Raw genomic sequence first — 25732 nt, 5'->3', positions numbered from 1 at the left:
GTGCGTGTGCCCGAGTCGGGACCTCGGTCCCTTGTGGAATCCGGGTGTCCGAGACTCACAGTACCTGATACCGTCGGTTCTGTGAGCCCCATCACACGGGACCCGTCGACGGAGACGGGCACGGACGCCGATGGCCGGTCGACGCGCTGGGAGGACCACCGCGAGGCCCGCCGCGCCGAGCTGGTCCGTGCCGCCCGCCGGGTCGTGCACCACACCGGCCCCGACGCCTCGATGGGCGACATCGCCACCGCCGCCGGCACGTCCAAGTCGATCGTCTACCGGTACTTCACGGACAAGGACGGGCTCCAGCTCGCCGTCGCGGCGGCGGTCGTCGCGGACATCCGGGACGCCCTGGACCTCGCGGCGACCGGCGCCGGCACCCCCCGCGAGGCGCTGCGCGGGATGGTCGACACCTACCTCGCGATGATCGAGTCCTCGCCGCACGTCTACACCTTCGTCACCCGCGGCGGCTCGGTCGGCGCGTTCCTCGACTCGGTCACCGAGCTCGTCGCGGACCCGTTCGTCCGCGCGCTCGGGCTCGACGGGTCCGACCCGGACGCCGGCTGGGCCCGCCTGTGGGCCGCCGGGGCCGTCGGGTTCGTCCGCGGCGCGGGCGAGCGCTGGCTCGCCGGCGACGAGGCGCCCGGCGCGGACCGCGAGGACGTCGCCGCCCGCGTCGCGGCCTGGCTCTGGGCCGGGCCGGTCGCCGTCCTGTCCCGTGAGCGCACCGGCACCCGCGGCGCCACGACCACCTCCGGCAGCACGACCACGTCCAGCAGCACGACCACGTCCAGCACGTCCGCACCTCCCGCGCGACCCGCGCAGTCCCGCGTCGACGACGACGCACCGTCCCCAGGGGAGTCCGCATGACCACCACCGCACCTCGCCCCGCCCGCTCGTCCCGGCCCGCCGCGCCCGCCCGGGCCACCGGGCCCGGCCGGCCCGCGCGCCCCGAGGGCGACCCGGCGTCGGGTCCGACCACCACCGACCCCGCGGCGACGGTCCGCCCCACCGGCGCCGGCCACGCCCGCCCGCTGCGCGACGGCGAGCCGCGGGTCGCGGTCGAGGCGCTGACCGACGTGCTGCTCGGCCGGTACGCGGACCTGCGGCGCGGGGCGCGGGACGTCGTGGCCCAGCCGCGGTTCCAGCGGGTCGAGGGGCTGCCGGTCGCCGAGCACCGCACCCGGGTGCTGGACCAGCTCCGCACCCTCGCGGCCGAGGGGGACGTGCTGCGGGCGTTCCCGACGCACCTGGGTGGCGCCGACGACCACGGCGGCAGCCTGGCCCGGTTCGAGGAGCTGGTGGCCGCCGACCCGTCGCTGCAGATCAAGGCCGGCGTCCAGTGGGGGCTGTTCGCGTCGGCGATCCTGCACCTCGGCACCGAGCGGCACCACGACCGGCTGCTCCCCGGGGCGATGTCGGTGGACGTCCCCGGGGCGTTCGCGATGACGGAGACCGGCCACGGCTCCGACGTGGCGAGCATCGGCACGACCGCGACGTACGACCCGGCGACCGAGGAGTTCGTGATCCGGACCCCGTACCGCGCGGCCTGGAAGGACTACCTCGGCAACGCCGGGCAGCACGGCACCGCCGCGGTGGTGTTCGCGCAGCTCGTCGCCCAGGGCCCGGCCGACCCGCACCCGGTGAACCACGGCGTGCACGCGTTCTACGTGCCGATCCGCGACGCCGCGACGGGGGAGTTCCTGCCCGGGATCGGCGGCGAGGACGACGGCCTCAAGGGCGGCCTGAACGGGATCGACAACGGCCGGCTGTGGTTCGACGACGTGCGGGTGCCGCGCACCGAGCTCCTCGACCGGTACGGCTCCGTGGCGCCGGACGGCACGTACTCCTCGCCGATCGCGAGCCCGGGCCGGCGGTTCTTCACGATGCTCGGCACGCTGGTGCAGGGCCGGGTGTCGCTGGACGGGGCCGCGGTGAACGCGGCGAAGATCGGCCTCATCACGGCGATCACGTACGGCAACCAGCGCCGGCAGTTCGCCGGGGCGTCCCCGACGGACGAGGTGGTGCTGCTCGACTACGGCGAGCACCGGCGCCGGCTGCTGCCGCTGCTGGCGGAGACGTACGCGGCGACGTTCGCGCACGAGCACCTGCTGGCCGCGTTCGACGACGTGTTCTCCGGCCGGGACGACACCCCGGACTCCCGCGAGGAGCTCGAGACGCTCGCCGCCGCGCTCAAGCCGACGTCCACCTGGCACGCCCTGCGGACGCTGCAGACCTGCCGGGAGGCGTGCGGTGGGGCGGGGTTCCTCACCGCGAACCGGCTCACGTCGCTGCGCGCCGACCTCGACGTCTACGTGACGTTCGAGGGCGACAACACGGTGCTCTACCAGCTCGTCGGCAAGCGGCTGCTGGCCCGCTACGGCCAGCAGGTCGGCGGCGACCCGGCGGTGATCGCCCGGCTGGTGGCCGAGAAGGCGGCCGACGCCGCGCTGCACCGGATGCCCCTGGCCCGTGCCGTGCAGACGCTGGTGGACGCGGGCGACGCGCGCCGCTCGGCGGGCCAGCTGCGCGACCCCGACACCCAGCGGGACCTGCTGGCCGACCGGGTGTCGACGATGGTCGCCGAGCTCGCCCAGGCGCTGCGTCCCGCCCGGCGCGCGGCTCCCGAGGTCGCCGCCCAGCTGTTCGACGCGCACCAGCACGAGCTCGTCGAGGCGGCCCGGGCCCACGCGGAGCTGCTGCAGTGGGAGGCGTTCACCCGCGGCCTGGACACCGTGGCCGACGCGGGCACCCGGCAGGTGCTGACCTGGCTGCGGGACCTGTTCGGCCTGACCCTGATCGAGCGGAACCTCGCCTGGTACCTGGTGAACGGGCGGCTGTCGGCCGGGCGCGCGCGGACGGTGACGTCCTACATCGAGCGGCTGCTCCTGCGGCTGCGCCCGCACGCGCAGGACCTGGTGGACGCGTTCGGCTACGGGCCCGAGCACGTCCGCGCGGAGATCGCGTCCGGCGCGGAGGCGGCCCGCCAGGCCGAGGCGCGCGAGGCGCAGCGGGCCGCCCGGGCGTCGGGCGCGGAGCCGGTGCCGGAGCCGCGGCCCCGCCGCTGACGCCGCTCAGCCGCCGACGAGGTACCGGATAAGCGTGCTCATGTGCTCGATGTACCGGCCGGTGGAGATCCCGGTCACCGGGTCGTCGGTGGTGAACGGCGAGGTGTCGGTGGCGTCGCCGACCTCGGTGCGGGAGTAGTCGCCCGCGTCGGGGGTCGGCGACCCGTCGCCGCTGTACTGGTGGCTGGTGGACAGCAGCGGCGTCGGCCAGTAGCCCTCGTCGCCGAGCGCGTCGAGGACCTCCCGGACCTCCTCGTCGGTGGGCGGTTCGCCGGTCCGGTGCAGGGTCCCCACGTTCAGGTCGGAGACCGACACGTCCTCGGTGCTGAAGTACGCGGGGAGCTCGGCGCCCGGGTGCAGCAGCGGGGACGTCGCGGTGACCTCCTCGACGGGCCGGGCGACCAGGTCGGCGTACCGCTCGCGCAGCGCCGGCACGTCGACCGACCGGAACGCGTTGTAGTGCACGATCGTGCCCGTCGGGTCCTCGTCCGCCCAGTACCGGCCGTTGACGACGTTCGACCCCGTGCGGTGCACGTACAGCGGCCGGTTCGTGCCGAGCTCGACGAACGTCGGGAACTGCCGGCCGTCCGCGGTCCACAGCTCCTCGGGCAAGCGCACCGAGTCCAGCCAGTCCAGCGCCGCGGGCACCCCCGCGAGGTACCGCTCGTCGCCGGTCAGCTCGTAGAACCCGAGCAGCTTCTCGACGTTGCCCGCGGTCGTGTGGGTGGCGAGCGAGTCGGGCTCGTACGTCCGGGCGCCGACCGGCCGCAGGTCGTCGGCGTCGTGCTGCAGGGACCAGCCGGCCTGCGGCGCCGGCTGCTGGGTGACGACGAACGCGTCCATCGCCGCGCGCACCGCGGGGAGCACCGCCTCGTCCCCGAGGGTCTGGTGCACCATGAGCAGCAGCTCGATGTTCTCCGCCGCGACGTCGTCGTTGAACGTGATGTGCCGGGTGTACGGCTCGGCGTCCGGCGACGCGGGGTACCGCTGCGGCCAGCCGCCGACCGGGTACTGGCTGTCCAGCACGAAGTCGACGGCCCGGTCCAGTGGTGGCCGCAGCGCCGGGTCCTCCTTCTCGAGGTAGAGGCGCAGCAGCAGCTGGGAGCTCTCGGCGGTGCCCGCGTCGTCGAACGTCGCGCTGCCGTCGTGGTGCTGGAACTCCTCGAGCCGCCAGCCGTTGCGGCCGATCGTGTCGTACCAGCGCTGCAGCGACTCCTCGCCGGCGAAGTCGTGCAGGTAGTTCCAGCCGCCCGCGGGGTGCTGGGCCGCGATCAGCGCGTCGGCGACCTCGCGCGCGGCGTCGTAGTACGCCTCGTCACCGGTCGCGTGGTACGCGTCGAGGTAGACGTGCCCCATCGTCGCGGTGCCCGGGGGCTGGATCCAGATCTGCGTGGCGTACGCCTCCATCTCCCCGAACTGGCGTGACCGGTCCGGGAGGGAGGACCACAGGTAGCCGCCCTGGTAGGCGACGTCGTCGGTCATGAACGACGTGGCGAGCCGCATCGTGGCCAGGACGTCCTCGCGCAGCCCGTCGGTGCCCGTCGTCGCCGGGGCGGGCGGGTCCGAGCCCGCGTCCGGCCCGCACGCGACGAGGGTCAGGGCGAGGGCCGCGACGGTCAGCGCCGCCGCCCCGCGCGCGCGCCTCACCGCAGCCCGACGGCGGGCACGCCGTCCATGTCGTCGAACGCCTGGTTCTCCCCGGCCATCGCCCAGACGAACGAGTACGCCGAGGTCCCGACGCCGGAGTGCACGGACCACGGCGGCGAGATGACCGCCTGCCGGTCGGCGACGACGAGGTGCCGGGTCTGCGTCGGCTCGCCCATCAGGTGGATCACCCGGGCGTCGGCGGGGACGTCGACGTAGAGGTAGCACTCGGTGCGGCGCTCGTGGGTGTGCGCGGGCATCGTGTTCCACATGGAACCGGCGTGCAGCTGGGTCACCCCCATCACGACCTGGCAGCTCCGGACGCCGTTCTCGTGGATGTACTGCCGCAGCGTGCGGCGGTTGCTGGTCACCTGGTCGCCGAGCTCGCGGACCGTGGCGTCCTCGGGGAGCACGAGCACCGTCGGGTACGTGGTGTGCGCGGGGGCGGAGAACAGGTAGAACTGCGCGCCGTCGGTCGCGCCGTCGGTCGCGCCGTCGGTCGCGCCGTCCGTTGCGGCGGGCGCGTCGGCGAGCACCACCTCGCGGGTGCCGCGGCCGACGTACAGGCACGCGCCGTGCGGCAGCACGTGCTCGACGCCGTCGGTCGTGATCGTGCCGGTGCCGCCGACGTTGACGATGCCGACCTCGCGCCGCTCGAGGAAGTACGCGCTGCGCAGGGTGTCGTCGGCGGGCAGGGTCAGGACCTGCCCCGCGGGGACGACCCCGCCGAGCACGACGCGGTCGTGGTGGGTCAGGACGAGCCGGACCTCGCCGGGGACGAACAGGTCCTCGACCAGGTAGGCGGCGCGCAGGGCGTCGGTGTCCATGCCGGGCACCTGCTGCGGGTGGGTGGGGTAGCGCTGGTCCACGGGGGAGTCTCCTTCAGGGGGGGGTGGGGTGCGGTCGCCGCGCGTCAGCGCACGAGCCAGCCGCCGTCGACGGGGATGACGGCGCCGTTCAGGTAGTCGGACGCGGGCGAGGCGAGGAACACGAAAGCCCCGGCGAGGTCGTCGGGGGTGCCCCAGCGGCCGGCGGGGATCCGCTCGACGATCGCGCGCTCCCGGGCGGCGTCGGCCCGCAGCTGCGCGGTGTTGTCGGTGGCCATGTACCCGGGGGCGATCGCGTTGCTGTTCACGCCGTGCGCGGCGAGCTCGTTGGCGAACGCCTTGGTCAGGCCGGCGACGGCGTGCTTCGACGCGGCGTACCCGGGCACCAGGACACCGCCCTGGAACGACAGCATCGAGGCGATGTTGATGATCTTCCCGGACCCCTGGGCGACGAACCGGCGTCCGGCGATCTGCGACAGGTGGAACACCGCGTCGAGGTTGAGCGCGAGCACCGCGTCCCAGTCGGCGGCCGGGTGCTCCAGCAGCGGGGCGCGGCGGATCGTGCCCGCGTTGTTCACCAGCACGTCGAGGCGGCCGAGCGTCGCGACGACGTCGTCGACGGTCGCCTCGAGGTCGGCGGGGGTCGCGGCCACGAGGTCGAGCTGGACGGTGTGGGCGCGGCGGCCCAGCGCGCGGACGAGCTCGGCGGTCTCGGGGGCGTCGACGTAGTCGATCACGGCGATGTCGGCGCCGGCCTCGGCGAGGGCCACGGCGGCGCGCTGGCCGAGGCCGCGGGCCGCGCCGGTGACGAGGGCGGTCCGGCCGTCGAGGCGGAACTGGTCGAGGATCATCGGGTCTCCTGGTGCGAGGTGGGTGCGGGGTGGGCGGGCGTGGGTGCGCCGCCGCGGCACGACGACGTGCCGCGGCGGCGCGGGGGTCAGACGGCGGCGGGTGCCGCGGGGATCTGCACGCGGGTCATGCGCGGCATCAGCACGTGCACGACGGTCAGCGCCAGCAGGTAGGCGACCGAGCAGACCAGGAAGATCGGCGTGTAGTTGCCGATCTTGTCCAGCACGTAGCCGGCGTACTTCGACATGAGCATGCCGCCGACGCCGCCGAGCATCCCGCCGATGCCGATCACGGTGCCGACCGCGCCGCGGGGCAGCACGTCGCTCGGCAGCGTGTAGAGGTTGGCGGAGAAGCCCTGGTGCGCGGCGGTGGCGATGCCGATGATGAGGACCGCCAGCCACAGGCTGCTGGCCTGGCCCGCGAACGCCACCGGCAGGGCCATCAGGCCGCAGACCAGCATCGTGGTCTTGCGCGCCCGGTTGATGGACCAGCCGCGCTGCATGAACCGGCTCGACAGCCAGCCGCCGCCGACGCTGCCGACGTCCGACAGCAGGTAGATCGCGACCAGCGGCGGGCCGAACGACTTCAGGTCGAGCCCGTACTGCTTGCCCAGGAAGTCGGGCAGCCAGAACAGGAACATCCACCAGATCGGGTCGGTGAGGAACTTCGCGACGGCGAAGGCCCAGGTCTCGCGCAGGCGCACGATCACGCGCCAGTCGACCTTCTCGATCGACTCCTCGGGGTCCTGGGTGATGTGCGCGAGCTCGGCCTCGGAGACCTTGGGGTGGTCCTGCGGGCGCTTGTAGACCAGGAACCAGATCGGCAGCCACAGCAGGCCGCCGAGGCCGGTGACGATGAACGCCGCCTGCCAGCCCCAGGTCAGGACGATCACGGGCACGATCAGCGGCGTCGCGATCGCGCCGACGTTGGTGCCGGCGTTGAACAGGCCGGTCGCGAACGCGCGCTCCTTCTTCGGGAACCACTCGGTGACGGCCTTGATGCTGCCGGGGAACCCACCGCCCTCGCCGATGCCCAGCAGGGCGCGAGCGAAGATGAACCCGGTCAGGCTGCGCATCCCGGCGTGCAGGAGGTGCGCGACCTGCCAGATCGCGAACGCGATGCCCAGGCCCCAGCGGGCGCCGATCCGGTCGATCACCCGGCCCCAGATCAGGTAGGAGGCCGCGTAGGCCGCCTGGAACCAGAAGATCGCGTTCGCGTAGTCCTGCTCCGACCAGCTGAACTCGTCGGACAGGTCGGCCTTCATGAGGCCGAGGGCCTGCCGGTCGATGTAGTTGATCGTCATCGCCGTGAACAGCAGGGCCACGATCACCCAGCGGTACTTCGTCATCCGCGCCGTCGCGGTCTGCACCATCGCCTCGCTGGGCCTGATGCTCATCGTGCGTCCACCTTCATCGTCTCCAGCTCTCTTCATCGGGGTGGAGTCGGGCCGAGGGGTGCCTCGACCACGTCGATCTCGACCTGGAACAGGTCGCCGAAGCGCAGCACGGCGTGCTGGCCCGGGATGACGTCGTGCACGCCGGTGATCGCACCGGTCGCGACGACGTCGCCCGCCCGGAGCGCGTGGCCCCGTGCGGTACACACCTGCAGGGCGTGCCGGAACGCCTCGAGCGGCCCGCCGTCGGGCGCGTCGCCGGGGGTCGCGCTGCCGACGAGCACGCCGTCGACCCGCGTCTCGCAGCGCAGGTCGAGCCACGCGCCGCCCGTGCCGTCGCCTGCGGTGCCGTCGACCTCCGGGCCGAGGGCGACGCCGGCGTTGTTGCCGAAGTCCGCCGCGACCGCCATCGGCCCGAGCCCGTTGATGTCGGGCACCGGGCTGCCGGCGAGCTCGACCGCGAGCCGGACGGCGCCGGCGTGCGCGCGGGCGTCGTCGAGGGTCCAGTCCCGGTCCCCGGCCGGGACGTCCCGGCCGACGACGAGGGCGATCTCGGCCTCGACGCACGCGGTCCCGCCGGGGACGGCCGCGAACACGAGCCGTCCCGCGGGCACCGGCCCCAGCAGGCTCTCGACCACCGGGCCGACGAGCCGTGCGGCGCCCGCGCGGTCCCGCCACGCCGGGTGGATCAGCCCGACCTTCCACCCGGCGACGCGCTCGCCCCGCAGGGTGACGGCCTCGTCCTGGATCTCGTACGCCTCGGTCAGCGTCGCGGGGATGTCCCCCGGGAAGCCGTCCAGGCGGGTCTGGGCCCGCCGTGCCGCCACCAGTGCTGCGGCGACCGCGGACCCCACGTGCACGTCCATGTGCGCTCCTCTCTGAGTAAGCGGTTACGTTAGGGAATGGGTAACCGGTTACGCAAGACCCAGATCGAGACCGCGGACATCTGGTATCGGGGGGTCTCCTACGATGGCGTCCGGGCACCCGGGCCGATCGTCCGGGCGCCCGGGACGAAGGGGCGGGGACGCAGATGGCACGGGGCCGGCAGGCAGCGGGCACCGACGGGCGACGCCGCGGCGGGGTCACGATGCGCGACATCGCCGAGCTCGCGCAGGTGTCCAGCAAGTCCGTGTCGATGGTGGTCAACGGCCTGCCCGGCGTCGGCGCCGAGACCCGCGCGCGCATCGAGGCGCTGATCGCCGAGCACGGCTACGTCGCCCGCGCGCAGGCCCAGGGGCTCGCGACCGGCCGCGCGTTCCTCATCGGGCACGTGTTCAACAACCCGAACCCCGAGTACCTCATCACCATGCAGCAGGGCCTGCTCGACGGCCTCGAGGGCACCGGGTACGCGCTGGTCAGCTTCCCGCTCGAGCGCGACGACCCGCGGTTCGTCGAGCGGCTGCGCGAGTACGTCGACCGGCACCGGCTCGACGGCGTCGTGCTCACCTCGTCCGTCTCCGAGGACGAGCGGCTCCAGCCGCTGCTCGACGAGCTCCAGGTCCCCTACGTGCGCGTCTCGCCCGCCGCCGTCGACGAGCCCGGGCGCAGCGTCGCCGGCATGGACCGGCAGGCAGCCGGGACCGCCGCCGAGCACCTGCGCGCGCTCGGGCACGTGCGGATCGGCACCGTCTGCGGCCCCGCGTCGTTCCTGTCGGGACGGGAGCGGCTCGCCGGGTTCGCCGACGCCCTCGCCGCCTCGGGCGCGCCCCTCGACCCCGACCTCGTGGTGCCGGGCGACTACACGTTCGCGTCCGGCGTCGCCGCGGGGGAGCGCCTGCTCGCCCGGGACCCGCGGCCGACCGCGGTGTTCTGCGCCAACGACGAGATGGCGGCCGGGGTGCTCCAGGCCGCCCAGCGCGCCGGCGTCGACGTGCCGCGCGACCTGTCGGTGGTCGGGTTCGACGACTTCGCCATCGCCACCCGCGTCCAGCCGAACCTCACGACGATCCACATCCCGACCCGCGCGGCCGGTCGGATCGCGGTGCACAAGCTGCTCGCCGCGCACCTGGGCACCGACGCGGACGCGCCGTACCCGGTCCCGGAGCTGGTCGTCCGCGACAGCTCGGGCCCCCCGCCGACGGCCTGACCCCCGCGCGCTCCCCGCGCGGTCGCCGAGATCGGACCTCCCCGCCGAGACAGGACCGCCGGACGTCCTCTCTCGGCGCGGAGGTCCTGTCTCGGCGTCGCGGGCAGGGCGGCGGGCGGCGGAGCGGGCGGTCGGCGGACCGAGTCAGCCCGCCGGGAGCTGCGGGACCGCGGCCAGCAGCCGCCGCGTGTACGGCTCCCGCGGGTCCGTGAGCACCGACGTCGTCGCGCCCTCCTCGACGACCCGGCCGTGGTGCAGCACGACGGTCCGCTCGCAGAGCCGCCCGACGATCGCGATGTCGTGCGAGACCAGCACCAGCGTCAGCCCCTGCTCGCGGGCGAGGCGCCGCAGCAGCTCGACCACCTGGCCGCGCACGGACACGTCGAGCGCGGACACCGGCTCGTCGGCGACGAGCACGGACGGCGACGGCGCCAGGGCCCGGGCGATCGCGATCCGCTGCCGCTGCCCTCCCGAGAACTGCGCGGGGTACCGGTCGACGACGTCGGGCTCGAGGCCCACGGCCGCCAGCACCTCGGCGACCCGCGCCCGGTGGTCGCCGGGGACCCGCAGCGAGCGCAGCGGCTCGGCGACGACGGCCCCGATCCGCATGCGGGGGTCGAGCGACGAGCGGGGGTCCTGGAACACCGGCTGCACGTCCGCGCGCAGGCGGCGCAGCAGGCCGCGGTCGCGCCGGTCGAGGACCTCGCCGCGGTAGCGGACCTCGCCGGCGGTGGGGGAGTCGAGGCCGAGCAGCAGCCGCAGCAGCGTGGACTTGCCGGAGCCGGACTCCCCGACGATCCCGAGGCTGCGTCCGGCCTCCACGCGCAGGTCCACCCCGTCGAGCGCCCGGGTGCCCCCGGACGTGCGGGTGCCCCCGAACGTCCGGGTGACCGCGGCGGCCTCGAGCAGCGGTGCGGTGGTCATCGGGGTCCTCCGGTCGTGGGCAGGCCGGTCACGGCGCGCGCGGCGGCGACGAGCTCGCGGGTGTAGGCCGCCTCGGCGCCGGCCAGCGCGGCGCCGACGGTGGTGCGCTCGACCACGCGGCCGTCGCGCATCACCACCAGGTCGCGGGCCACGCGGGAGACGACGGGCAGGTCGTGCGACACGAACGCCAGCGCCACGCCGGTGCGGTCCACGAGGTCGTCGAGCAGGTCCAGCACCTCGGCCTGCACGGTGACGTCGAGCGCGGTCGTGGGCTCGTCGGCGAGCAGCACGCGCGGCTCGCAGGCCAGGGCCGTCGCCAGGGCGACGCGCTGCCGCTGCCCCCCGGACAGCTGCCAGGGGTAGGACCGCAGGATGCGCTCGGTGTCGTCGAGGTGCACCAGCCGGGCGAGCCGCGCGGCCTCGGCGCGCGCCGAGGACCCGCGCAGCCCGCGGTGCAGCCGCAGCGGCCCGGTGATCTGCCGGCCCACGGTCATCAGAGGGTCGAGCGCGGTCAGCGGCTCCTGGAACACCATCGCGACCTGGGCCCCGCGCACCGCCGCGAGGCGCCGCGGCGGCAGCGCGAGCAGGTCGGTGTCGTCCAGCAGCACCCGGCCCGTGGCCCGCATGCCGTCGGGCAGCAGGCCGAGCACGGCGAGCGCCGTCATGGACTTGCCGGAGCCGGACTCGCCGACGATCCCGAGCCGGCCGCCCGCGTCGAGCGACCAGGTGACGCCGTCGAGCAGGGTGCGGCCCGCCGAGGTGGTGACGGTCAGGTCCTCGACGGACAGCAGCGCGGTCATCGGTCGCCTCGCAGGTTCGGGTCGGTGCGCTCGCGGATCCCGTCGCCGAGCAGGTTCAGCCCGAGGACGGTCACCACGATCGCGACGCCGGGCAGGATCGCGCCCCACGGCTGGACGAGCATCGTCGACTGCGCCTCGTGCAGCAGCCGGCCCCAGGAGGCGTTCGGCGGCGGTGCGCCGAGACCGAGGTAGGACAGGGACGCCTCGGCGAGCACGGCGCCGCCGCCGAGGAGCATGAGCTGCACCAGGAGCGTCGGCCACACGTTGGGGACGACGTGCCGCAGGACCGTGCCCCACCAGCCGGTGCCGGCGGCGTGCGCGGCGGTGACGTAGTCCTCGCGCAGCACCCGGGCGACGTTGACCCGGGTGACCCGGGCGATCACGGCGGAGCCGGAGATGCCGATCGCCCAGACCGCCGACGACAGCGACGCGCCCCGCACGGTCACGATGAGCATCGCGAGCAGCAGCGTCGGGAACGCGATCAGCAGGTCGACGGCGGACAGCAGCGTGACGTCGACCCAGCGGCGGGTGGCGCCGGCGAGCACGCCGACCGCGACCCCGAGCGCGCCGGCGACGAGCATCGACGCGACCGCGACGACCAGGGCGTTGCCGGCGCCGGTCATCAGCTGGCTGAGCAGGTCCCGGCCCAGGCGGTCCGTGCCGCCCCAGTGCGCGGCGCTCGGTCCGGCCAGGCGCGCGCCGGTCCCGGTGTCGTCGAGGGCGTACGGCGTCCAGACCAGGGAGACGAGGCCGACCAGGGCGACCAGGCCGACCAGGGCCGCGCCGACCACCAGGGACGGCGGCAGGGCGCGCCGGCGGCGGCGTGCGGCGGGGTCGGTGGGCGCGGCGGGGGAGCCCAGGCCGCGCGCCACGGGGGTCGTGGCGGACAGCTCGCCGGTCACGCGGCCACCTCCCGGGTGAGGCGCAGGCGCGGGTCGATGGCGCGCTGCGCGAGGTCGACCAGGGTGTTCATCACCAGCACCACACCTGTCAGCCCCAGCACCAGCGCCTGCACGACGGGCAGGTCGCGGGCGGTCACGGAGCCGAGCAGCAGGGTGCCGAGCCCCGGCAGGGCGAAGACGTTCTCGATCACGACGGCCCCGAGCAGCGAGGTCGCCAGCTCGATGCCGAGGATGGACACGACGGGCACGGCCGCGTTGCGCAGCCCGTGCCGGCGCAGCGCCTGCCAGCGGCCGTAGCCCAGCGAGCGGGCGGTGCGCAGGTAGTCCTGGTCGAGCACGTCGAGCGTCGCCGAACGGACGTACCGGACCATCACCGCGGACATGGCGGTCGCCACGGTCACGACCGGCAGCACGAGCGACCGCGCGGCGGCGACCGGGTCGTCCCAGCCGGTGCGGGGGAACCCGCCCGCGGGCAGCACCTGGGCCTGCAGGGCGAGCACGAGGACCAGCAGCACGCCGACCCAGAACACCGGGACGGCGACGCCGAGCTGGGACACGGCGGACACGACCACGCCGACCGGCCCGCGCCGGTGCACCGCGGCGAGCACGCCGAGGGGCACCGACACGAGCACGGCCAGGACGAACGCGGACACGCTGAGCGGCACGGTGATCGGCAGCTTCTGCGCGATCAGGTCGCCCACGGGGAGCCGGGACACGAACGACGTGCCGAGGTCCCCGCGGACGATCTGCCCGAGCCACTGGAGGTACTGCGCCACCACGGGCTGGTCCGTCCCGAGCTCGCTGCGCAGCTGCGCGAGCTGGTCGGCCGTGGTCCCCACGCCCAGCGAGGTGCCCGCGCTGTCGCCCGGCAGCAGCCGGAGCACGACGAACACGACCACGCTCGCGAGGAGCAGGGAGACCAGCAGCGCGCCGATCCGGAGCAGCACCTGGCGCACGGGGGTCAGGACCCCCGGACGATGTCGGCGACGTAGAACGACTCGGTGACCTGGTCGACCGGGAAGCCCGAGATGTCGGCCCGCGCGACGCGGATCTGCGGGTCCAGGTACAGCCAGGCGGACGCCGCCTCCTCGCCGATCGTCTCGTTGACCTGGGTCAGGAGCTCGACCTGCTCGGCCTCGGTGGCGGCCTCGTCGGCCTGGGTCACCCACGCCTGCACCTGCGGGTTGTCGTAGCCCCAGTAGAAGTCGGGGTTCGCGTACCAGAGCACGTCGCGCGGGTTCACGTGGCCCATCAGGGTCGTCGAGAAGTCGTGGTCCGTGTAGACCTTCTGGTACCAGGTGGCGTCGTCGACGGGGTTCGGGGTGAGCGTCACGCCGACCGCCGCGAGGTTCTTGGTCAGCAGCGCGAGGATCGCCTCGGTGGTGTCGTCCGGGATGTAGTCGACGGAGATCGTCAGGTCGGTGACGCCGGCCTCGGTGAGCAGCGCCTCGGCGGCGTCGGGGTCGTAGCCGTGCACGTCGGCCTGGTCGACGTACCAGGGGTCCGTCGGCGGGACCATCGAGCCGATGACCTGGCCGTAGCCGTCCCAGACGGCCGACAGGATCGCCTCGCGGTCGATCGCCTTGTACAGCGCCTGGCGGACGCGGACGTCGCTGAACGGCGCCTCGCGGTCGTTGAACGCCCAGATCTGCTTGGTGGTCGAGGTGCCCTCGGTGATCGTGAAGTCCGGGTCGTCCTGGAACTGGACGAGCTGGTCGGGGGAGTCCTCGGCGATGACCAGGTCGAGGTCGCCGGTGAGCAGCGCGTTGTTCAGCGCCGTCGTGTCCTGGAAGAACCGGAACGTCACCCCGGCGTTCTGCGCGGGCTCGCCCCAGTAGGCGTCGTACTTCTCGATGGTGAGGTGGTCGCCCTGGACCCACTCGACGAACCGGTACGGGCCGGTGCCGTTGTCGCTGGTCAGCTCCGTGTCGCCGTTCTTCACGACGGTGACCGACGCGAGGTAGAACGTCAGGCCCTGCGACGGCCGGGACAGGTCGAGCCGCACGGTGGCGTCGTCGACCGCGGTGGCCTGCTGGATGACGAGCAGGTCGCTCTTGCGCGCGGACTTCGACTCGGGGCCGATGGCCTCGGAGATGCTCCAGACCACGTCGTCCGCGGTCAGCGCGGTGCCGTCGTGGAACGTCACGTCCGGCTGCAGGTGGAACGTGTAGGCGAGGCCGTCCTCGGAGACGTCCCAGGACTCGGCGAGCGTCGGGACGACCGAGCCGTCGACGTCCACCGAGGTCAGGCCCTCGTAGACGTTGCGGGTCATCGTCTGGGAGACGCCGGACGAGCCGCCGACGTTGCGCACCAGGCCGGTGGGCTCGTTGGTCGAGCCGATGACGATCTCGGCGGCGGGGTCGACGGCGGCGGTCGAGCCGTCGGCGGAGCCGGAGCCCGAGCTGCACGCAGCCAGGACGAGGGCGGTCGCGGCGGCCAGTGCGGCACCGAGTCGGGATCGGCGGGAGCTCACGGGGTGGTGTCCTTCCGGGAGGGTGCGCGGCGGGGTGCCGGGCACGGGGCACAGCGGGGCGTGCGGGTGCGGTACGGGTCCTCGACCGTGCGGCGTCCGAGGACTCGGAACCGGACCGGGCGGTCGGGAATTCCCGCGGGAGCACGGCCCGGGGACGCCGGGCGCGTGGGGGTGGGGTGGGGGCGGACGGGTCCGCGGGGCCGGCGGACGGCCCGCCGGTTGCGACCGGGCGGGCGGGGCCGGGGCTCAGCGGGTCAGCGACCCGCGAGGGTGATCAGCGACGACAACAGCACGCGGCGGCCGACAGGGGTCGACGGGCGCGGAGGCGTGCGGCGGGGGTCGTGTGGCGCATGATGCCGATGACTGTAGCAACAACCGTCCGGGGTCCGGGACCGGCCGTCCGGCAGGTGGGCTACTCGGGGTTGCAGAGCGCCCCGAGCGTCGCGAGCAGGCCGACGTCCGGACGCCAGGGCTCGAGGTTCCAGCTCGCCTTGTCCGGCGCGCCGATGAGGTGGCAGGTCAGCTGGTCGTGGACGTTCTGGGCGTCGGCCTCGGGGACCGCGGTCACCAGCTGGGACCAGAGCGTCTCCTCCGCGGCCAAGCCGCCGGCCCGACCCCAGCCCGTCGGCACCACCGCGAGGCTGCGGCCGCCCTCGTCGTCGCGGTCGGCCCAGGTGGCGCTGCCCAGCGCGGCGCCCGCCGCCGTGCCGGTCACCGTGCCGCCGGTCACCGTGCCGCCGGCCGCGGTGCCGGACGTGCCCGCGGGGGCCGCGACCGACCAGGTAACGGTGCCGTCGTCGCCGGCCAGCACGCGCACCCGCGCGCCCGAGCCCGCGGCGTCGCCGGACAGGACCGGCGGGGTCAGGCCGCCCACCGCGCGGCCGGCGGCGTCCCGCGCCACCACGGTGTCGTCGCGCAGCGCCTCCAGGGTCAGGCCCTCACCGGCGGCGAACGTCGCGGCGGGCACCTCGGCGGCCGTGCCGTCGGTCGCGGGCAGCGGCGCGGCCAGCGTGGCGTCGCCGTCCTCACCGGTGGTGACCGCGGCGTCGTCGAGGGGCGGCCACACGTGCAGGGTCAGGTCCCCGGCGCGGACCACGGACCCCTCCGACCGCACGCGCGCCGCGTCGGGCGACGCGCTCGACCCGGCGGAGGTCGGCGACGGCGCGGCGGTCGCGGCAGTCGCGGACGGGGGTGCGGGCGCGGGTGCGGGTGCGGGGTCGCCCGTGCAGCCCGCGAGCAGCAGGAGCAGGCCGAGCGCCCCGGCGGCGGTCCGGGCGGGGCTGCGGGCGACGGTCACGGGCACCAGTGTGGGCGACGTCGGCGCCGGCGGTCAGAGCCGGCGCGCCTGCCGGGCGAACGCCCCGACCAGCACGACGACCTGCCCGACGATGAGGAAGAACGCGGTCGCGTCGGCGGGGGCGCCGAACGCCAGGGCGCCCGCGGCGACGAACGTCAGCGGGAGCGCTGCGAGCCCGAGGGCGGCGAACGCCCCGGTCGCCACGGCGTGGTCGCGCTCGTCCGCGGTCCCGGCGAACAGCCGGTCCCCGGTCGTCGCGCTGCCCGGTCGCCGGCGCCCGCGCCAGATCGCGACGGCGCCGAGCGTCGCCCCGGTCGCGGCGCCGACCGCGAAGCCGCGGCCCATGCTCCCGGGGCCCCACCGGTCCAGCGCCAGCGCCGCCGCGGCGACCAGCACCGCCAGGACGCCCAGCACGACCGCGACGGCCAGGGTGCGAGCCGACCCGGTGCGCGGGGTGCGATCAGTCGTCGACATGGAAGACCTCCTCGATGGTCCGGCCGAACAGCCGGGCGATGCGGAACGCGAGCGGGAGCGACGGGTCGTAGCGCCCGCGCTCGATGGAGATGACGGTCTGCCGGGAGACGTCGAGCTGCCGCGCGAGGTCCGCCTGGGTCAGGCCGGCGGCGGCGCGCAGCTCGGGGACGCTGTTCCGCACGGGACCGCCTCTCGTCAGATGTCAAGGAACCTGTACACGAGAGCGTGCACGCCCGGACGCGCGATGTCAAGGACGCTTGACCCTGGGGCGGGCGGTGCGTGTGCCCGTCGTCACGCCGGTAACCTGTGCGTGTCTGCCGACGCCCGCCCCCAGCCCGAGGGATTCGATGACCAGCGCGCCCAGCACCCCGCAGCCCTCCGAGCCCGTCGCCGACCACGCGGCCGGGCACGTGTCCGACACGGTGGAGCACGCCGCGGCGTCCCCCGACCTCGCGCAGCCCTACGCCGAGCTCGGCCTCAAGCCCGACGAGTACCAGCGGATCCGCGACATCCTCGGCCGCCGCCCCACGGCCGCCGAGCTCGCGATGTACTCCGTGATGTGGTCCGAGCACTGCTCGTACAAGTCCAGCAAGAACCACCTGCGCAAGTTCGGCGAGCGCGTCACCCCCGAGATGACCGAGCACCTGCTCGTCGGCATCGGGGAGAACGCCGGCGTCGTCGACATCGGCGACGGCTGGGCCGTCACGTTCAAGGTCGAGTCGCACAACCACCCGTCGTACGTCGAGCCCTACCAGGGCGCCGCGACCGGCGTGGGCGGCATCGTCCGCGACATCATCTCGATGGGCGCCCGCCCCGTGGCGGTCATGGACCAGCTGCGGTTCGGCGCGGTCGACCACCCCGACACCGCCCGCGTCGTGCACGGCGTGGTCTCCGGCGTCGGCGGCTACGGCAACTCCCTCGGCCTGCCGAACATCGGCGGCGAGCTGGTGTTCGACGCGTCCTACCAGGGCAACCCGCTGGTCAACGCGCTGTGCCTCGGCGTGCTGCGGCACGAGGACATCCACCTGGCCAACGCGTCCGGCGTCGGCAACAAGGTCGTGCTGTTCGGCGCGCGCACCGGCGGCGACGGCATCGGCGGCGCGTCGATCCTCGCGTCCGAGACCTTCGACGACACCAAGCCGTCCAAGCGGCCCAGCGTCCAGGTCGGCGACCCGTTCATGGAGAAGGTGCTCATCGAGTGCTGCCTCGAGCTCTACGCAGCCCGCGTGGTCGAGGGCATCCAGGACCTCGGCGCGGCCGGCATCTCCTGCGCGACCTCCGAGCTCGCGTCCAACGGCGACGGCGGCATGCACGTCGACCTCGAGAACGTGCTGCTGCGCGACCCCACCCTGACCGCCGGCGAGATCCTCATGTCGGAGTCGCAGGAGCGGATGATGGCGGTCGTCACGCCCGAGAAGCTCGACGCGTTCCTGGCGATCACGTCGCGGTGGGACGTCGAGACCGCCGTCATCGGCGAGGTCACCGGCACCGGTCGCCTCACCATCGACCACCACGGGCAGCGGATCGTCGACGTCGACCCGAAGACCGTCGCGCACGAGGGCCCCGTCTACGACCGCCCGTACTCCCGCCCGACGTGGCAGGACGCGCTGGTCGCCGACTCGGTCAGCACCCCCGAGGGTGCGCAGCGGTACGCCCGGCCCGCCACCGGCCCCGAGCTGCGTGCCACCGTGCTCGACCTGGTCGCGTCGCCGAACCTCGCGTCGAAGGCCTGGGTCACCGACCAGTACGACCGGTTCGTGCAGGGCAACACCGCGCTCGCGCAGCCCGACGACGCCGGCGTGGTCCGCGTCGACGAGACCACCGGGCTCGGCGTCGCGCTCGCCACCGACGCCAACGGCCGGTACGCCAAGCTCGACCCGTACGCCGGCGCCCAGCTCGCCCTCGCCGAGGCGTACCGGAACGTCGCCGCGTCCGGCGCCCGCCCGCTCGCCGTCACCGACTGCCTGAACTTCGGCAGCCCCGAGGACCCGGCGTCGATGTGGCAGCTCGTCCAGGCCATCGAGGGCCTCGCCGACGGCTGCGCGACGCTGTCCGTCCCGGTCACCGGCGGCAACGTCTCGCTCTACAACGGCACCGGCGAGCCCGGCAAGATCGACTCCGCGATCCACCCGACGCCCGTCGTCGGCGTGCTCGGCGTGATCGACGACGTCGCGGCCGCCACCCCGTCCGGCTGGACCACCGCCGGCCAGTCCGTCTACCTGCTCGGCACCACGCGGCCCGAGCTCGACGGCTCCGCGTGGGCCGACGTCGCGCACCAGCACCTCGGCGGCGTGCCCCCGCGGGTCGACCTGGACGCCGAGCGCCGCCTCGCGACCGTCCTCGTCCGGGCGTCCCGCGACGACCTCGTCGACGCCGCGCACGACCTCTCCGAGGGCGGCCTCGCGCAGGCCCTCGTCGAGGCCTCGCTCCGGTACGGCGTCGGCGTGCAGGTGGACGTCGTCGCGCTGTGCGCCCGGGACGGCGTCACCCCGTTCGAGGCGCTGCTGTCCGAGTCCACGGCCCGCGCCCTCGTCGCGGTCCCGCGCAGCGAGGAGGTCCGGTTCGAGGACCTCTGCACCGCGCAGGGCGTCCCGCTGCTGAAGATCGGCGTCACCGCGGAGACCTGCACCCCCGGCGCCGGCGCCCCCACCGCGGACCTGCCCGACGACCACGTGCACGCCCCGGCGGTCGAGGTCACCGGCCTGTTCACGCTGCCCCTCGCCGAGGCCCGCGCGGCCTCGGAGGCGACCCTCCCGCGCTACTTCGGCTGACGCCCCGGCGGCGTGCGCCGAGGCGGCCGCGCCTCGGCTGCCGCGCCGAGATAGGTCCGTGACGCCGAGACAGGAGCTCCTGACGCCCTGTCTCGGCGCGGCGGACCTGTCTCGGCGGTGTCGGCGTCCCGGGAAATCGGTCGACCCGCGGCGGTCCGCTCCCTAGCGTCGAGGGCATGTTCTCCGACCTCGGCGCCCGCCACGGGCGGGTGGTGCGCGTCGACCGCGGCGCGGTGCTCGTGCTGCCCGCCGCGGTCGACGGCGACGGCACCGCGGACGCCGAGGTGGTGCGGGTCGCGCTCCCCGGGGACGGGCTGGTGCCGCTGGCCGCGGCCGACGGCAGCCCCGGCGCAGGCGGCGGCCCCGCCGCCCACGTTCCCGCTCCCGCCGCCGACCGCCCCGCCGACCGCGTCCCCCCGGCCGTCGGCGACCGCGTGCTGCTCGGCGCCCACCCCGACGGGACGCCTGCCCTGGCGGCGGTGCTCCCGCGGCGCACGGCGGTGGTCCGCGACGGCCCGGACCGCACCTCCCGCGAGCAGGTGCTCGCCGCGAACGTCGACGTCGTGCTCGTCGTGGAGCACCTCGACCCCGACCCGAGCCCCGGTCGCGTCGAGCGGCTGCTGACCCTCGCGTGGCGGTCGGGCGCGCAGCCCGTCGTCGTGCTGACCAAGGCCGACCTGGTGCCCGACCCGGACGGCATGGCCGACGAGATCCGCGCCGTCGCGCTCGGCGCGGACGTGCACGCCGTGAGCGTCACCGCGGGCACGGGGCTCGACCCGGTGCGCGCGCTGCTCGGACCCGGACGCACGCTGGTCGTCGTCGGCCCCTCTGGCGCGGGCAAGTCGACGCTGGTGAACGCCCTCGCCGGCGCGGAGGTGATGGGCACCGGCGACCGCCGCGCAGACGGCCGGGGCCGGCACACGACCGTGCACCGCGAGCTCGTGCCGCTACCGGGTGGATCCAGCCTGATCGACACGCCGGGGCTGCGCGGCGTGGGGCTGGTCGCGGACGCGCGCTCGCTCGACGCGACGTTCGCGGACGTCGCGGCGCTCGCCGGCCGGTGCCGGTTCGGCGACTGCGAGCACCGCACCGAGCCGGGCTGCGCGGTGCTGGCGGCGGTCGCGGACGGCACGCTGCCCGCGCGGCGGCTCGACTCCTGGCGGCGGCTCGCCCGGGAGGCGGCGTGGCAGGAGCGGCGCTCCGACGCGCGCCTCGCCGCCGCGGACCGGGCCCGCACCCGGCAGCAGACCGCGGCGTACCACCGGCTCCAGCGCCAGGTCCGCCCCCGCTGAGGTGCGCCACGGGGCCGGGGGACGGGGATGATGGGCCCATGCCTCCGCGCCGCCGCACCGACCCCGCGGTCGGCCGGGCCGCCGTCGCCGCCTGGCGCGTCGACCCGACCGACACCGCCGCCCGCCGCACCGCCGTCCGGTTCACGCTCGAGGAGCTCGCCGACGTCGCCCCGGGGCACACCGTCGAGGTGCGCGTCCCGCCGGACGGCGCCGTGCAGGCGATCGAGGGCCCGCGGCACACCCGCGGCACACCGCCGAACGTCGTGGAGACCGACCCGCAGACCTGGCTCGCGCTGGCGACCGGCGCGACGTCCTGGGCCGATGCCGTCGCGCAGGGCAGGGTGCACGCCTCCGGCGAGCGCGCCGACCTCGCCGACCACCTCCCGCTCCAGGCCACCCGCGCCCGCTGACCCACCCGCCCCGCGCCGCGCTCAGGACTCCGCCGAGATGGCAACGCTCGCCTGTGCGGAGGCCCGGGGCCGCAGGCGAGGACTGTCATCTCGGCGGCGGGCGCGGTGGGCGGGCGCGGGGCGGGCGCGGGGCGGGCGCGCGGGCGGGAGGGGGCGCGTCAGCGGGTGAGGATCTCCGTCGCGCCCCGGGTGGCGTGCCGGGTGCCGGCCGTCGCGGCCGCGAGGGCGGCGTCGAACGCGTCCAGGTGCGCCGGCGGGACGAGCAGCGTGAACGTCGCCGACGCGGCGTACCCCACGTCCACCAGCGACGCGTCGTGGGCGGCCGCCCAGTCGACCAGGACGCCGTGCAGCCGACCGGCCTCGGCGTGCGGGGCGCTCACGGTGACCCGCACCGCGGCGCTGCGGCCGAGCACGCGGGCCCGGTCCAGCGCCTCGGACGTCGCGGTCGAGTAGGCCCGCACCAGGCCGCCCGCCCCCAGCAGGACGCCGCCGAAGTACCGCGTCACCACCGCGACCAGGTCGGTGAGCTCCCGGCGGCGCAGCACCTCGAGCATCGGGACGCCCGCGGTGCCGGAGGGCTCGCCGTCGTCGGTCGACCGCTGCTGCTCCGCGTGCGGTCCGACGGCGAGCGCGACGCAGTGGTGCCGCGCGTCCCAGAGCTGCTTGCGGACCCGGGCGACGACCTCGTCGGCCTCGGCCACGGACGCGACGGGGTGCACCAGCGCGAGGAACCGGGACTTCTTCACCACCAGCTCGTGCTCGACCGGCGCGGCGATGGTGGACGGGTAGCGCGGCGCGTCGTCGGCTGCGGTCCCCACCCGCGAGAGCCTAGGCGCCCGGCGACCTAGGATCGACGGGTGCCTGATGCCGCCGACCCGCGACCCGCCGACCCGACGCCCGACGCCCCCGAGCCCGCACCCGAGCCCGCACCCGTGCCCACCGAGGCCGAGCTGGCCGAGGTCGCCGAGCCCGCGCAGGTGCGCCGCGCCCCGAAGTTCGGCGCGTTCATCGTGGCCGGGGCGCTGGTCGGCATCGTGATCGGCCTGGTCGCGGCGCTCGTGGCGGGCGGGAGCAGCGACGTCGTGTCGGACGGCACGGCGTTCATCAGCCTGCTCGAGGGGCAGGGCGCCGTGCGGTTCATCGCGGTCCTGACGGGCGCCGTCGTGGGCGGGTTCGCGGGGGCGGGCGCGGCCCTGCTGGCGGACCGGCGCAGCGTCCGGCGCGCGGGCGGCGACCCCCGCCGCTGACCCCCCGGAGTCGGCCGCGGGCGTGTCATGTGTCACCATGAAGACGTGGCCCCCCGCGGAGACGGACTGCTCAATCACGACCTCTTGCCGAACGAGAAGGGCCCCCAGGACGCATGCGGCGTCTTCGGGGTCTGGGCTCCCGGCGAGGAGGTCGCCAAGCTCACCTACTTCGGGCTCTACGCCCTGCAGCACCGCGGGCAGGAGTCCGCGGGCATCGCGACGTCCAACGGCGAGCAGCTGCTGGTCTACAAGGACATGGGGCTCGTCTCCCAGGTCTTCGACGAGACCGCGCTGAACGCCCTGCACGGGCACATCGCCGTCGGGCACGCGCGCTACTCGACCACCGGTGGCAGCACCTGGGAGAACGCGCAGCCGACCCTGGGCGCGACGGCCGGCGGCACGGTCGCCCTCGCGCACAACGGCAACCTCACCAACACGGCCGAGCTGGTCGACCTGGTGGCGGAGCGGTACGGCGCCCAGCGGCGCGGCGAGCTCGCCCGCGGCAACACCACGGACACCGCGCTGGTGACGGCGCTGTTCGCGGGCGACCCGGACCACACGCTCGAGGCCACGGCCCTCGAGGTGCTGCCGCGGCTGCGGGGTGCGTTCAGCCTGGTGTGGATGGACGAGCACACGCTCTACGCGGCGCGGGACCCGCAGGGGGTCCGCCCGCTCGTCCTCGGGCGCCTGGAGCGCGGCTGGGTCGTGGCGAGCGAGACCCCGGCGCTCGACATCGTCGGCGCGTCGTTCGTCCGGGAGATCGAGCCGGGCGAGCTCGTCGCGATCGACGCGGACGGCCTGCGCACGCAGCGGTTCACCGCGCCGCAGCAGCGCGCGGGGTGCGTGTTCGAGTATGTGTACCTGGCCCGTCCGGACACGGCGATCGCCGGCCGGTCGGTGCACGCCGCCCGCGTCGAGATGGGCCGGCGGCTCGCCGCCGAGCACCCCGTCGAGGCGGACCTGGTCATCCCCGTGCCGGAGTCCGGGACCCCGGCGGCGATCGGGTACGCGCAGGCGTCCGGCATCCCGTTCGGGCAGGGCCTGACCAAGAACTCGTACGTGGGCCGCACGTTCATCCAGCCGTCGCAGACGCTGCGCCAGCTCGGCATCCGGCTCAAGCTGAACCCGCTGCGCGAGGTGATCCGCGGGAAGCGCCTCGTGGTGGTCGACGACTCGATCGTCCGCGGCAACACCCAGCGCGCGCTGATCCGGATGCTCCGCGAGGCCGGGGCCGCCGAGGTGCACGTGCGGATCAGCAGCCCCCCGGTGAAGTGGCCGTGCTTCTACGGCATCGACTTCGCGTCCCGCGCGGAGCTGATCGCGAACGGGCTCGCGGTCGAGGAGATCGGCGCCTCGCTGGGCGCGGACTCCCTCGGCTACATCTCGATGGACGGGATGATCGCCGCCACGGAGCAGCCCGCGGCGCAGCTGTGCACCGCGTGCTTCACCGGGAAGTACCCGATCGAGCTGCCGTCCCAGGACCGGCTCGGCAAGCACCTGCTGGAGCAGAACGAGCTGCCGCTCGGCGCGCCGGAGGACGGTCTCGCGACCCTCGTCCCGGGCGCCGGCGGGTCGACCGCGTTGGAGCACCCGTGACCGAGAGCATCACCTACGCCGCCGCCGGCGTCGACACCGAGGCGGGCGACCGCGCCGTCGAGCTCATGAAGGACGCCGTGCGGGCGACCCACGGACCGCAGGTCCTCGGCGGGGTCGGCGGGTTCGCCGGGCTGTTCGACGCGTCCGCCCTGGTCGGGTACCGGCGGCCGCTGCTGGCGACGTCGACCGACGGAGTCGGCACGAAGGTCGCGATCGCGCAGGCGATGGACGTGCACGACACCATCGGGTTCGACCTGGTCGGCATGGTCGTGGACGACATCGTCGTGGTGGGCGCGAAGCCCCTGTTCATGACGGACTACATCGCCTGCGGGCGCGTCGTGCCGGAGCGGATCGCGGACGTGGTGCGCGGCATCGCGGCGGCGTGCTCGGTCGCGGGCACCGCGCTGGTCGGCGGCGAGACCGCGGAGCACCCGGGCCTGCTCGGTCCGGACGAGTACGACGTGGCCGGCGCGGCGACGGGTGTCGTCGAGGCGGACGCGCTGCTCGGCCCGGAGCGGGTGCGGGACGGCGACGTCCTGGTCGCGCTCGGCTCGAGCGGGCTGCACTCCAACGGCTACTCGCTGGTGCGCCGCGTGGTGCAGCACGCCGGCTGGGCGCTGGACCGCGACGTGCCCGAGCTCGGCCGGACCCTCGGTGAGGAGCTGCTCGAGCCCACCCGCGTCTACGCCTCCGACTGCCTGGCGCTGGTCGAGCGCGCCGCGGGCGCGGTGCACGGGTTCAGCCACATCACGGGCGGCGGGCTCGCGGCGAACGTCGCGCGGGTGCTCCCCGAGGGCCTGGTGGCCGATGTCTCCCGCGCGTCGTGGGTGCTGCCGCCGGTGTTCTCGCTGGTGCAGGGCGCGGGCGGTGTGCCGTGGTCGGACCTGGAGCGCACGCTGAACCTCGGCGTCGGCATGGTCGCGATCGTCGACGCCGCGGGTGCGGACGGGGTGCTGCGGCACGCGGCGGAGCTCGGCATGACGGCGTGGGTCCTGGGCGAGGTCCGGACGCTCGACGCGGCGCGCGACGTCGCGGGACCCGACCTCGTGGCCGGCACCAAGGGCGTGCAGGGCGGCGCGGTCCGGATGAGCGGGGCGTACCGCACCGCGTGACGCCCGGTGGGGTGCGGTCAGCGGCCCCGGGCAGGCGTCAGGCCCGCCGTCGCGCGGTCCGCGCAGCGTCGTGCTGCGGGGTCACGCGAGGCGGGCCTGTGCTCCACGCGGGTCGCGGGGCCGCGACCGAGGTCGGCCGCACGCGCGGGGCGTGCCTGCCGACCGGGGGATTCAGCGCTCGGACGCCCAGCGAGGGGGGTACTCGTCACCCTCGTCGTCGGTGTCCTGGCGGCTGTCCGTGACGAGGTCTCCACCGCGGCCACCGTTGAGCTCGTGCTCCAGTGCCTGGTAGTTGGTGTCAGGGCTGAAGTACTTCAGCTCCCGTGCCACCTTCGTCTGCTTAGCCTTCTGACGGCCGCGGCCCATGGCATCGACCCCCTCTAACGTGGAAGCGGGGCGGCTCCGTGCTCACACGTGCGGCCCCGGGATGCTGAATCGTCTGTTCGAGTCGCAACGGTACATGGTCCCGACGCATTCCGACCACTCGCCAGGTGAGCGACGCCGGGGTCGTCGCGCCGCGAGACGGGTGGTCGGGCGGGATGCCCGGTTGCTGGTCGCCGGCGGCCC

General features: G+C 75.1%; 24 protein-coding genes. 9 read left to right on the top strand and 15 right to left on the bottom strand.

The window, feature by feature from the left end; translation table 11 throughout:
• Positions 1–81: 81 nt before the first annotated feature.
• Positions 82–870: a TetR/AcrR family transcriptional regulator gene (locus tag ACFVXN_RS11080; RefSeq protein WP_389231752.1), complete on the top strand. Its 789-nt coding sequence runs from the start codon at positions 82–84 to the stop codon at positions 868–870.
• Positions 867–3068 carry an acyl-CoA dehydrogenase gene (locus ACFVXN_RS11075; protein WP_389231749.1) on the top strand — a complete coding sequence of 734 codons (2202 nt, stop codon included), beginning with the start codon at positions 867–869 and terminating at the stop codon, positions 3066–3068. Before ACFVXN_RS11080 ends, ACFVXN_RS11075 begins: the two co-directional genes overlap by 4 nt.
• A gap of 6 nt (positions 3069–3074) precedes the next feature.
• On the opposite strand, the gene ACFVXN_RS11070 is transcribed toward ACFVXN_RS11075, so the two are convergent.
• From ACFVXN_RS11070 to ACFVXN_RS11050, 5 genes are all read right to left on the bottom strand, one after another.
• Positions 3075–4715, bottom strand: coding sequence for a pectate lyase (locus ACFVXN_RS11070; RefSeq protein WP_389231746.1), 1641 nt, complete (start codon positions 4713–4715; stop codon positions 3075–3077).
• The gene (gene kduI, locus ACFVXN_RS11065; protein ID WP_389231743.1) at positions 4712–5581 is read right to left on the bottom strand and encodes a 5-dehydro-4-deoxy-D-glucuronate isomerase; all 870 of its coding nucleotides are present in this window, start codon (positions 5579–5581) and stop codon (positions 4712–4714) included. Before kduI ends, ACFVXN_RS11070 begins: the two co-directional genes overlap by 4 nt.
• Positions 5582–5625: 44 nt before the next feature.
• Positions 5626–6390 (bottom strand): 2-dehydro-3-deoxy-D-gluconate 5-dehydrogenase KduD, encoded by a 765-nt coding sequence (gene kduD, locus ACFVXN_RS11060; protein WP_389231739.1) that lies wholly within the window; start codon positions 6388–6390, stop codon positions 5626–5628.
• An 86-nt stretch (positions 6391–6476) separates the two neighbouring features.
• Complete coding sequence (locus ACFVXN_RS11055; protein WP_389231736.1) at positions 6477–7784, bottom strand: MFS transporter; 1308 nt, start codon at positions 7782–7784, stop codon at positions 6477–6479.
• Between the two features lie 32 nt (positions 7785–7816).
• Positions 7817–8647 (bottom strand): 2-keto-4-pentenoate hydratase, encoded by an 831-nt coding sequence (locus ACFVXN_RS11050; RefSeq protein ID WP_389231733.1) that lies wholly within the window; start codon positions 8645–8647, stop codon positions 7817–7819.
• Positions 8648–8811: 164 nt separating this feature from the next.
• Between ACFVXN_RS11050 and ACFVXN_RS11045 the strand changes: the two genes are divergently transcribed.
• Complete coding sequence (locus ACFVXN_RS11045) at positions 8812–9867, top strand: LacI family DNA-binding transcriptional regulator (RefSeq protein ID WP_389231730.1); 1056 nt, start codon at positions 8812–8814, stop codon at positions 9865–9867.
• A 144-nt stretch (positions 9868–10011) separates the two neighbouring features.
• Here the strand turns inward: ACFVXN_RS11045 and ACFVXN_RS11040 are convergent, their stop codons facing one another.
• The 8 genes from ACFVXN_RS11040 to ACFVXN_RS11005 all read right to left on the bottom strand — a co-directional run bounded on the left by ACFVXN_RS11040 (position 10012) and on the right by ACFVXN_RS11005 (position 16918).
• The gene (locus ACFVXN_RS11040; RefSeq protein ID WP_389231727.1) at positions 10012–10791 is read right to left on the bottom strand and encodes an ABC transporter ATP-binding protein; all 780 of its coding nucleotides are present in this window, start codon (positions 10789–10791) and stop codon (positions 10012–10014) included.
• Positions 10788–11591, bottom strand: a complete 804-nt coding sequence (locus ACFVXN_RS11035; RefSeq protein WP_389231724.1) for an ATP-binding cassette domain-containing protein — start codon at positions 11589–11591, stop codon at positions 10788–10790. Before ACFVXN_RS11035 ends, ACFVXN_RS11040 begins: the two co-directional genes overlap by 4 nt.
• On the bottom strand, positions 11588–12493 hold the full coding sequence (locus ACFVXN_RS11030) for an ABC transporter permease (RefSeq protein WP_389231721.1): 906 nt from the start codon (positions 12491–12493) through the stop codon (positions 11588–11590). The genes ACFVXN_RS11035 and ACFVXN_RS11030 overlap by 4 nt, the downstream gene beginning before the upstream one ends.
• Complete coding sequence (locus ACFVXN_RS11025; protein ID WP_389231718.1) at positions 12490–13449, bottom strand: ABC transporter permease; 960 nt, start codon at positions 13447–13449, stop codon at positions 12490–12492. Before ACFVXN_RS11025 ends, ACFVXN_RS11030 begins: the two co-directional genes overlap by 4 nt.
• Positions 13450–13454: 5 nt before the next feature.
• On the bottom strand, positions 13455–14966 hold the full coding sequence (locus tag ACFVXN_RS11020; RefSeq protein WP_389231715.1) for an ABC transporter substrate-binding protein: 1512 nt from the start codon (positions 14964–14966) through the stop codon (positions 13455–13457).
• Between the two features lie 412 nt (positions 14967–15378).
• Positions 15379–16263: a DUF2599 domain-containing protein gene (locus tag ACFVXN_RS11015; RefSeq protein WP_389231712.1), complete on the bottom strand. Its 885-nt coding sequence runs from the start codon at positions 16261–16263 to the stop codon at positions 15379–15381.
• Positions 16264–16296: 33 nt separating this feature from the next.
• Positions 16297–16737: a hypothetical protein gene (locus tag ACFVXN_RS11010; protein ID WP_389231709.1), complete on the bottom strand. Its 441-nt coding sequence runs from the start codon at positions 16735–16737 to the stop codon at positions 16297–16299.
• Entirely contained in the window at positions 16724–16918 is a 195-nt protein-coding gene (locus ACFVXN_RS11005) for a helix-turn-helix transcriptional regulator (protein WP_389231707.1), read from the bottom strand. Before ACFVXN_RS11005 ends, ACFVXN_RS11010 begins: the two co-directional genes overlap by 14 nt.
• A gap of 166 nt (positions 16919–17084) precedes the next feature.
• On the opposite strand from ACFVXN_RS11005, the gene purL reads away from it, so the two are divergent.
• The 3 genes from purL to ACFVXN_RS10990 all read left to right on the top strand — a co-directional run bounded on the left by purL (position 17085) and on the right by ACFVXN_RS10990 (position 21210).
• Positions 17085–19508: a phosphoribosylformylglycinamidine synthase subunit PurL gene (gene purL, locus ACFVXN_RS11000; protein ID WP_389231704.1), complete on the top strand. Its 2424-nt coding sequence runs from the start codon at positions 17085–17087 to the stop codon at positions 19506–19508.
• A gap of 176 nt (positions 19509–19684) precedes the next feature.
• A complete protein-coding gene (rsgA, locus tag ACFVXN_RS10995) occupies positions 19685–20800 on the top strand; it encodes a ribosome small subunit-dependent GTPase A (protein ID WP_389231701.1) in 1116 nt (371 codons plus the stop codon).
• A 38-nt stretch (positions 20801–20838) separates the two neighbouring features.
• Entirely contained in the window at positions 20839–21210 is a 372-nt protein-coding gene (locus tag ACFVXN_RS10990) for a sterol carrier family protein (RefSeq protein WP_389231698.1), read from the top strand.
• 158 nt (positions 21211–21368) lie between these two features.
• Here ACFVXN_RS10990 and ACFVXN_RS10985 read toward each other — a convergent pair whose 3' ends face one another.
• The gene (locus ACFVXN_RS10985) at positions 21369–22028 is read right to left on the bottom strand and encodes an IMPACT family protein (RefSeq protein ID WP_389231695.1); all 660 of its coding nucleotides are present in this window, start codon (positions 22026–22028) and stop codon (positions 21369–21371) included.
• Between the two features lie 39 nt (positions 22029–22067).
• On the opposite strand from ACFVXN_RS10985, the gene ACFVXN_RS10980 reads away from it, so the two are divergent.
• The 3 genes from ACFVXN_RS10980 to purM are packed head-to-tail and all read left to right on the top strand — an operon-like array spanning position 22068 to position 25165.
• Positions 22068–22457 (top strand): histidine kinase, encoded by a 390-nt coding sequence (locus tag ACFVXN_RS10980; protein ID WP_389231692.1) that lies wholly within the window; start codon positions 22068–22070, stop codon positions 22455–22457.
• Positions 22458–22502: 45 nt separating this feature from the next.
• The gene (gene purF / locus ACFVXN_RS10975) at positions 22503–24053 is read left to right on the top strand and encodes an amidophosphoribosyltransferase (RefSeq protein ID WP_389231689.1); all 1551 of its coding nucleotides are present in this window, start codon (positions 22503–22505) and stop codon (positions 24051–24053) included.
• The gene (gene purM / locus ACFVXN_RS10970; protein ID WP_389231686.1) at positions 24050–25165 is read left to right on the top strand and encodes a phosphoribosylformylglycinamidine cyclo-ligase; all 1116 of its coding nucleotides are present in this window, start codon (positions 24050–24052) and stop codon (positions 25163–25165) included. Before purF ends, purM begins: the two co-directional genes overlap by 4 nt.
• Positions 25166–25336: 171 nt before the next feature.
• Here purM and ACFVXN_RS10965 read toward each other — a convergent pair whose 3' ends face one another.
• Complete coding sequence (locus ACFVXN_RS10965; RefSeq protein ID WP_389231684.1) at positions 25337–25531, bottom strand: DUF3073 domain-containing protein; 195 nt, start codon at positions 25529–25531, stop codon at positions 25337–25339.
• Positions 25532–25732 lie beyond the last annotated feature (201 nt).

The organism is Cellulomonas sp. NPDC058312, assembly GCF_042880135.1.
Taxonomy (GTDB): domain Bacteria; phylum Actinomycetota; class Actinomycetes; order Actinomycetales; family Cellulomonadaceae; genus Cellulomonas.
Note: the sequence above shows the minus strand (reverse complement) of the source record. Positions and strands in the feature narration are given on the sequence as shown.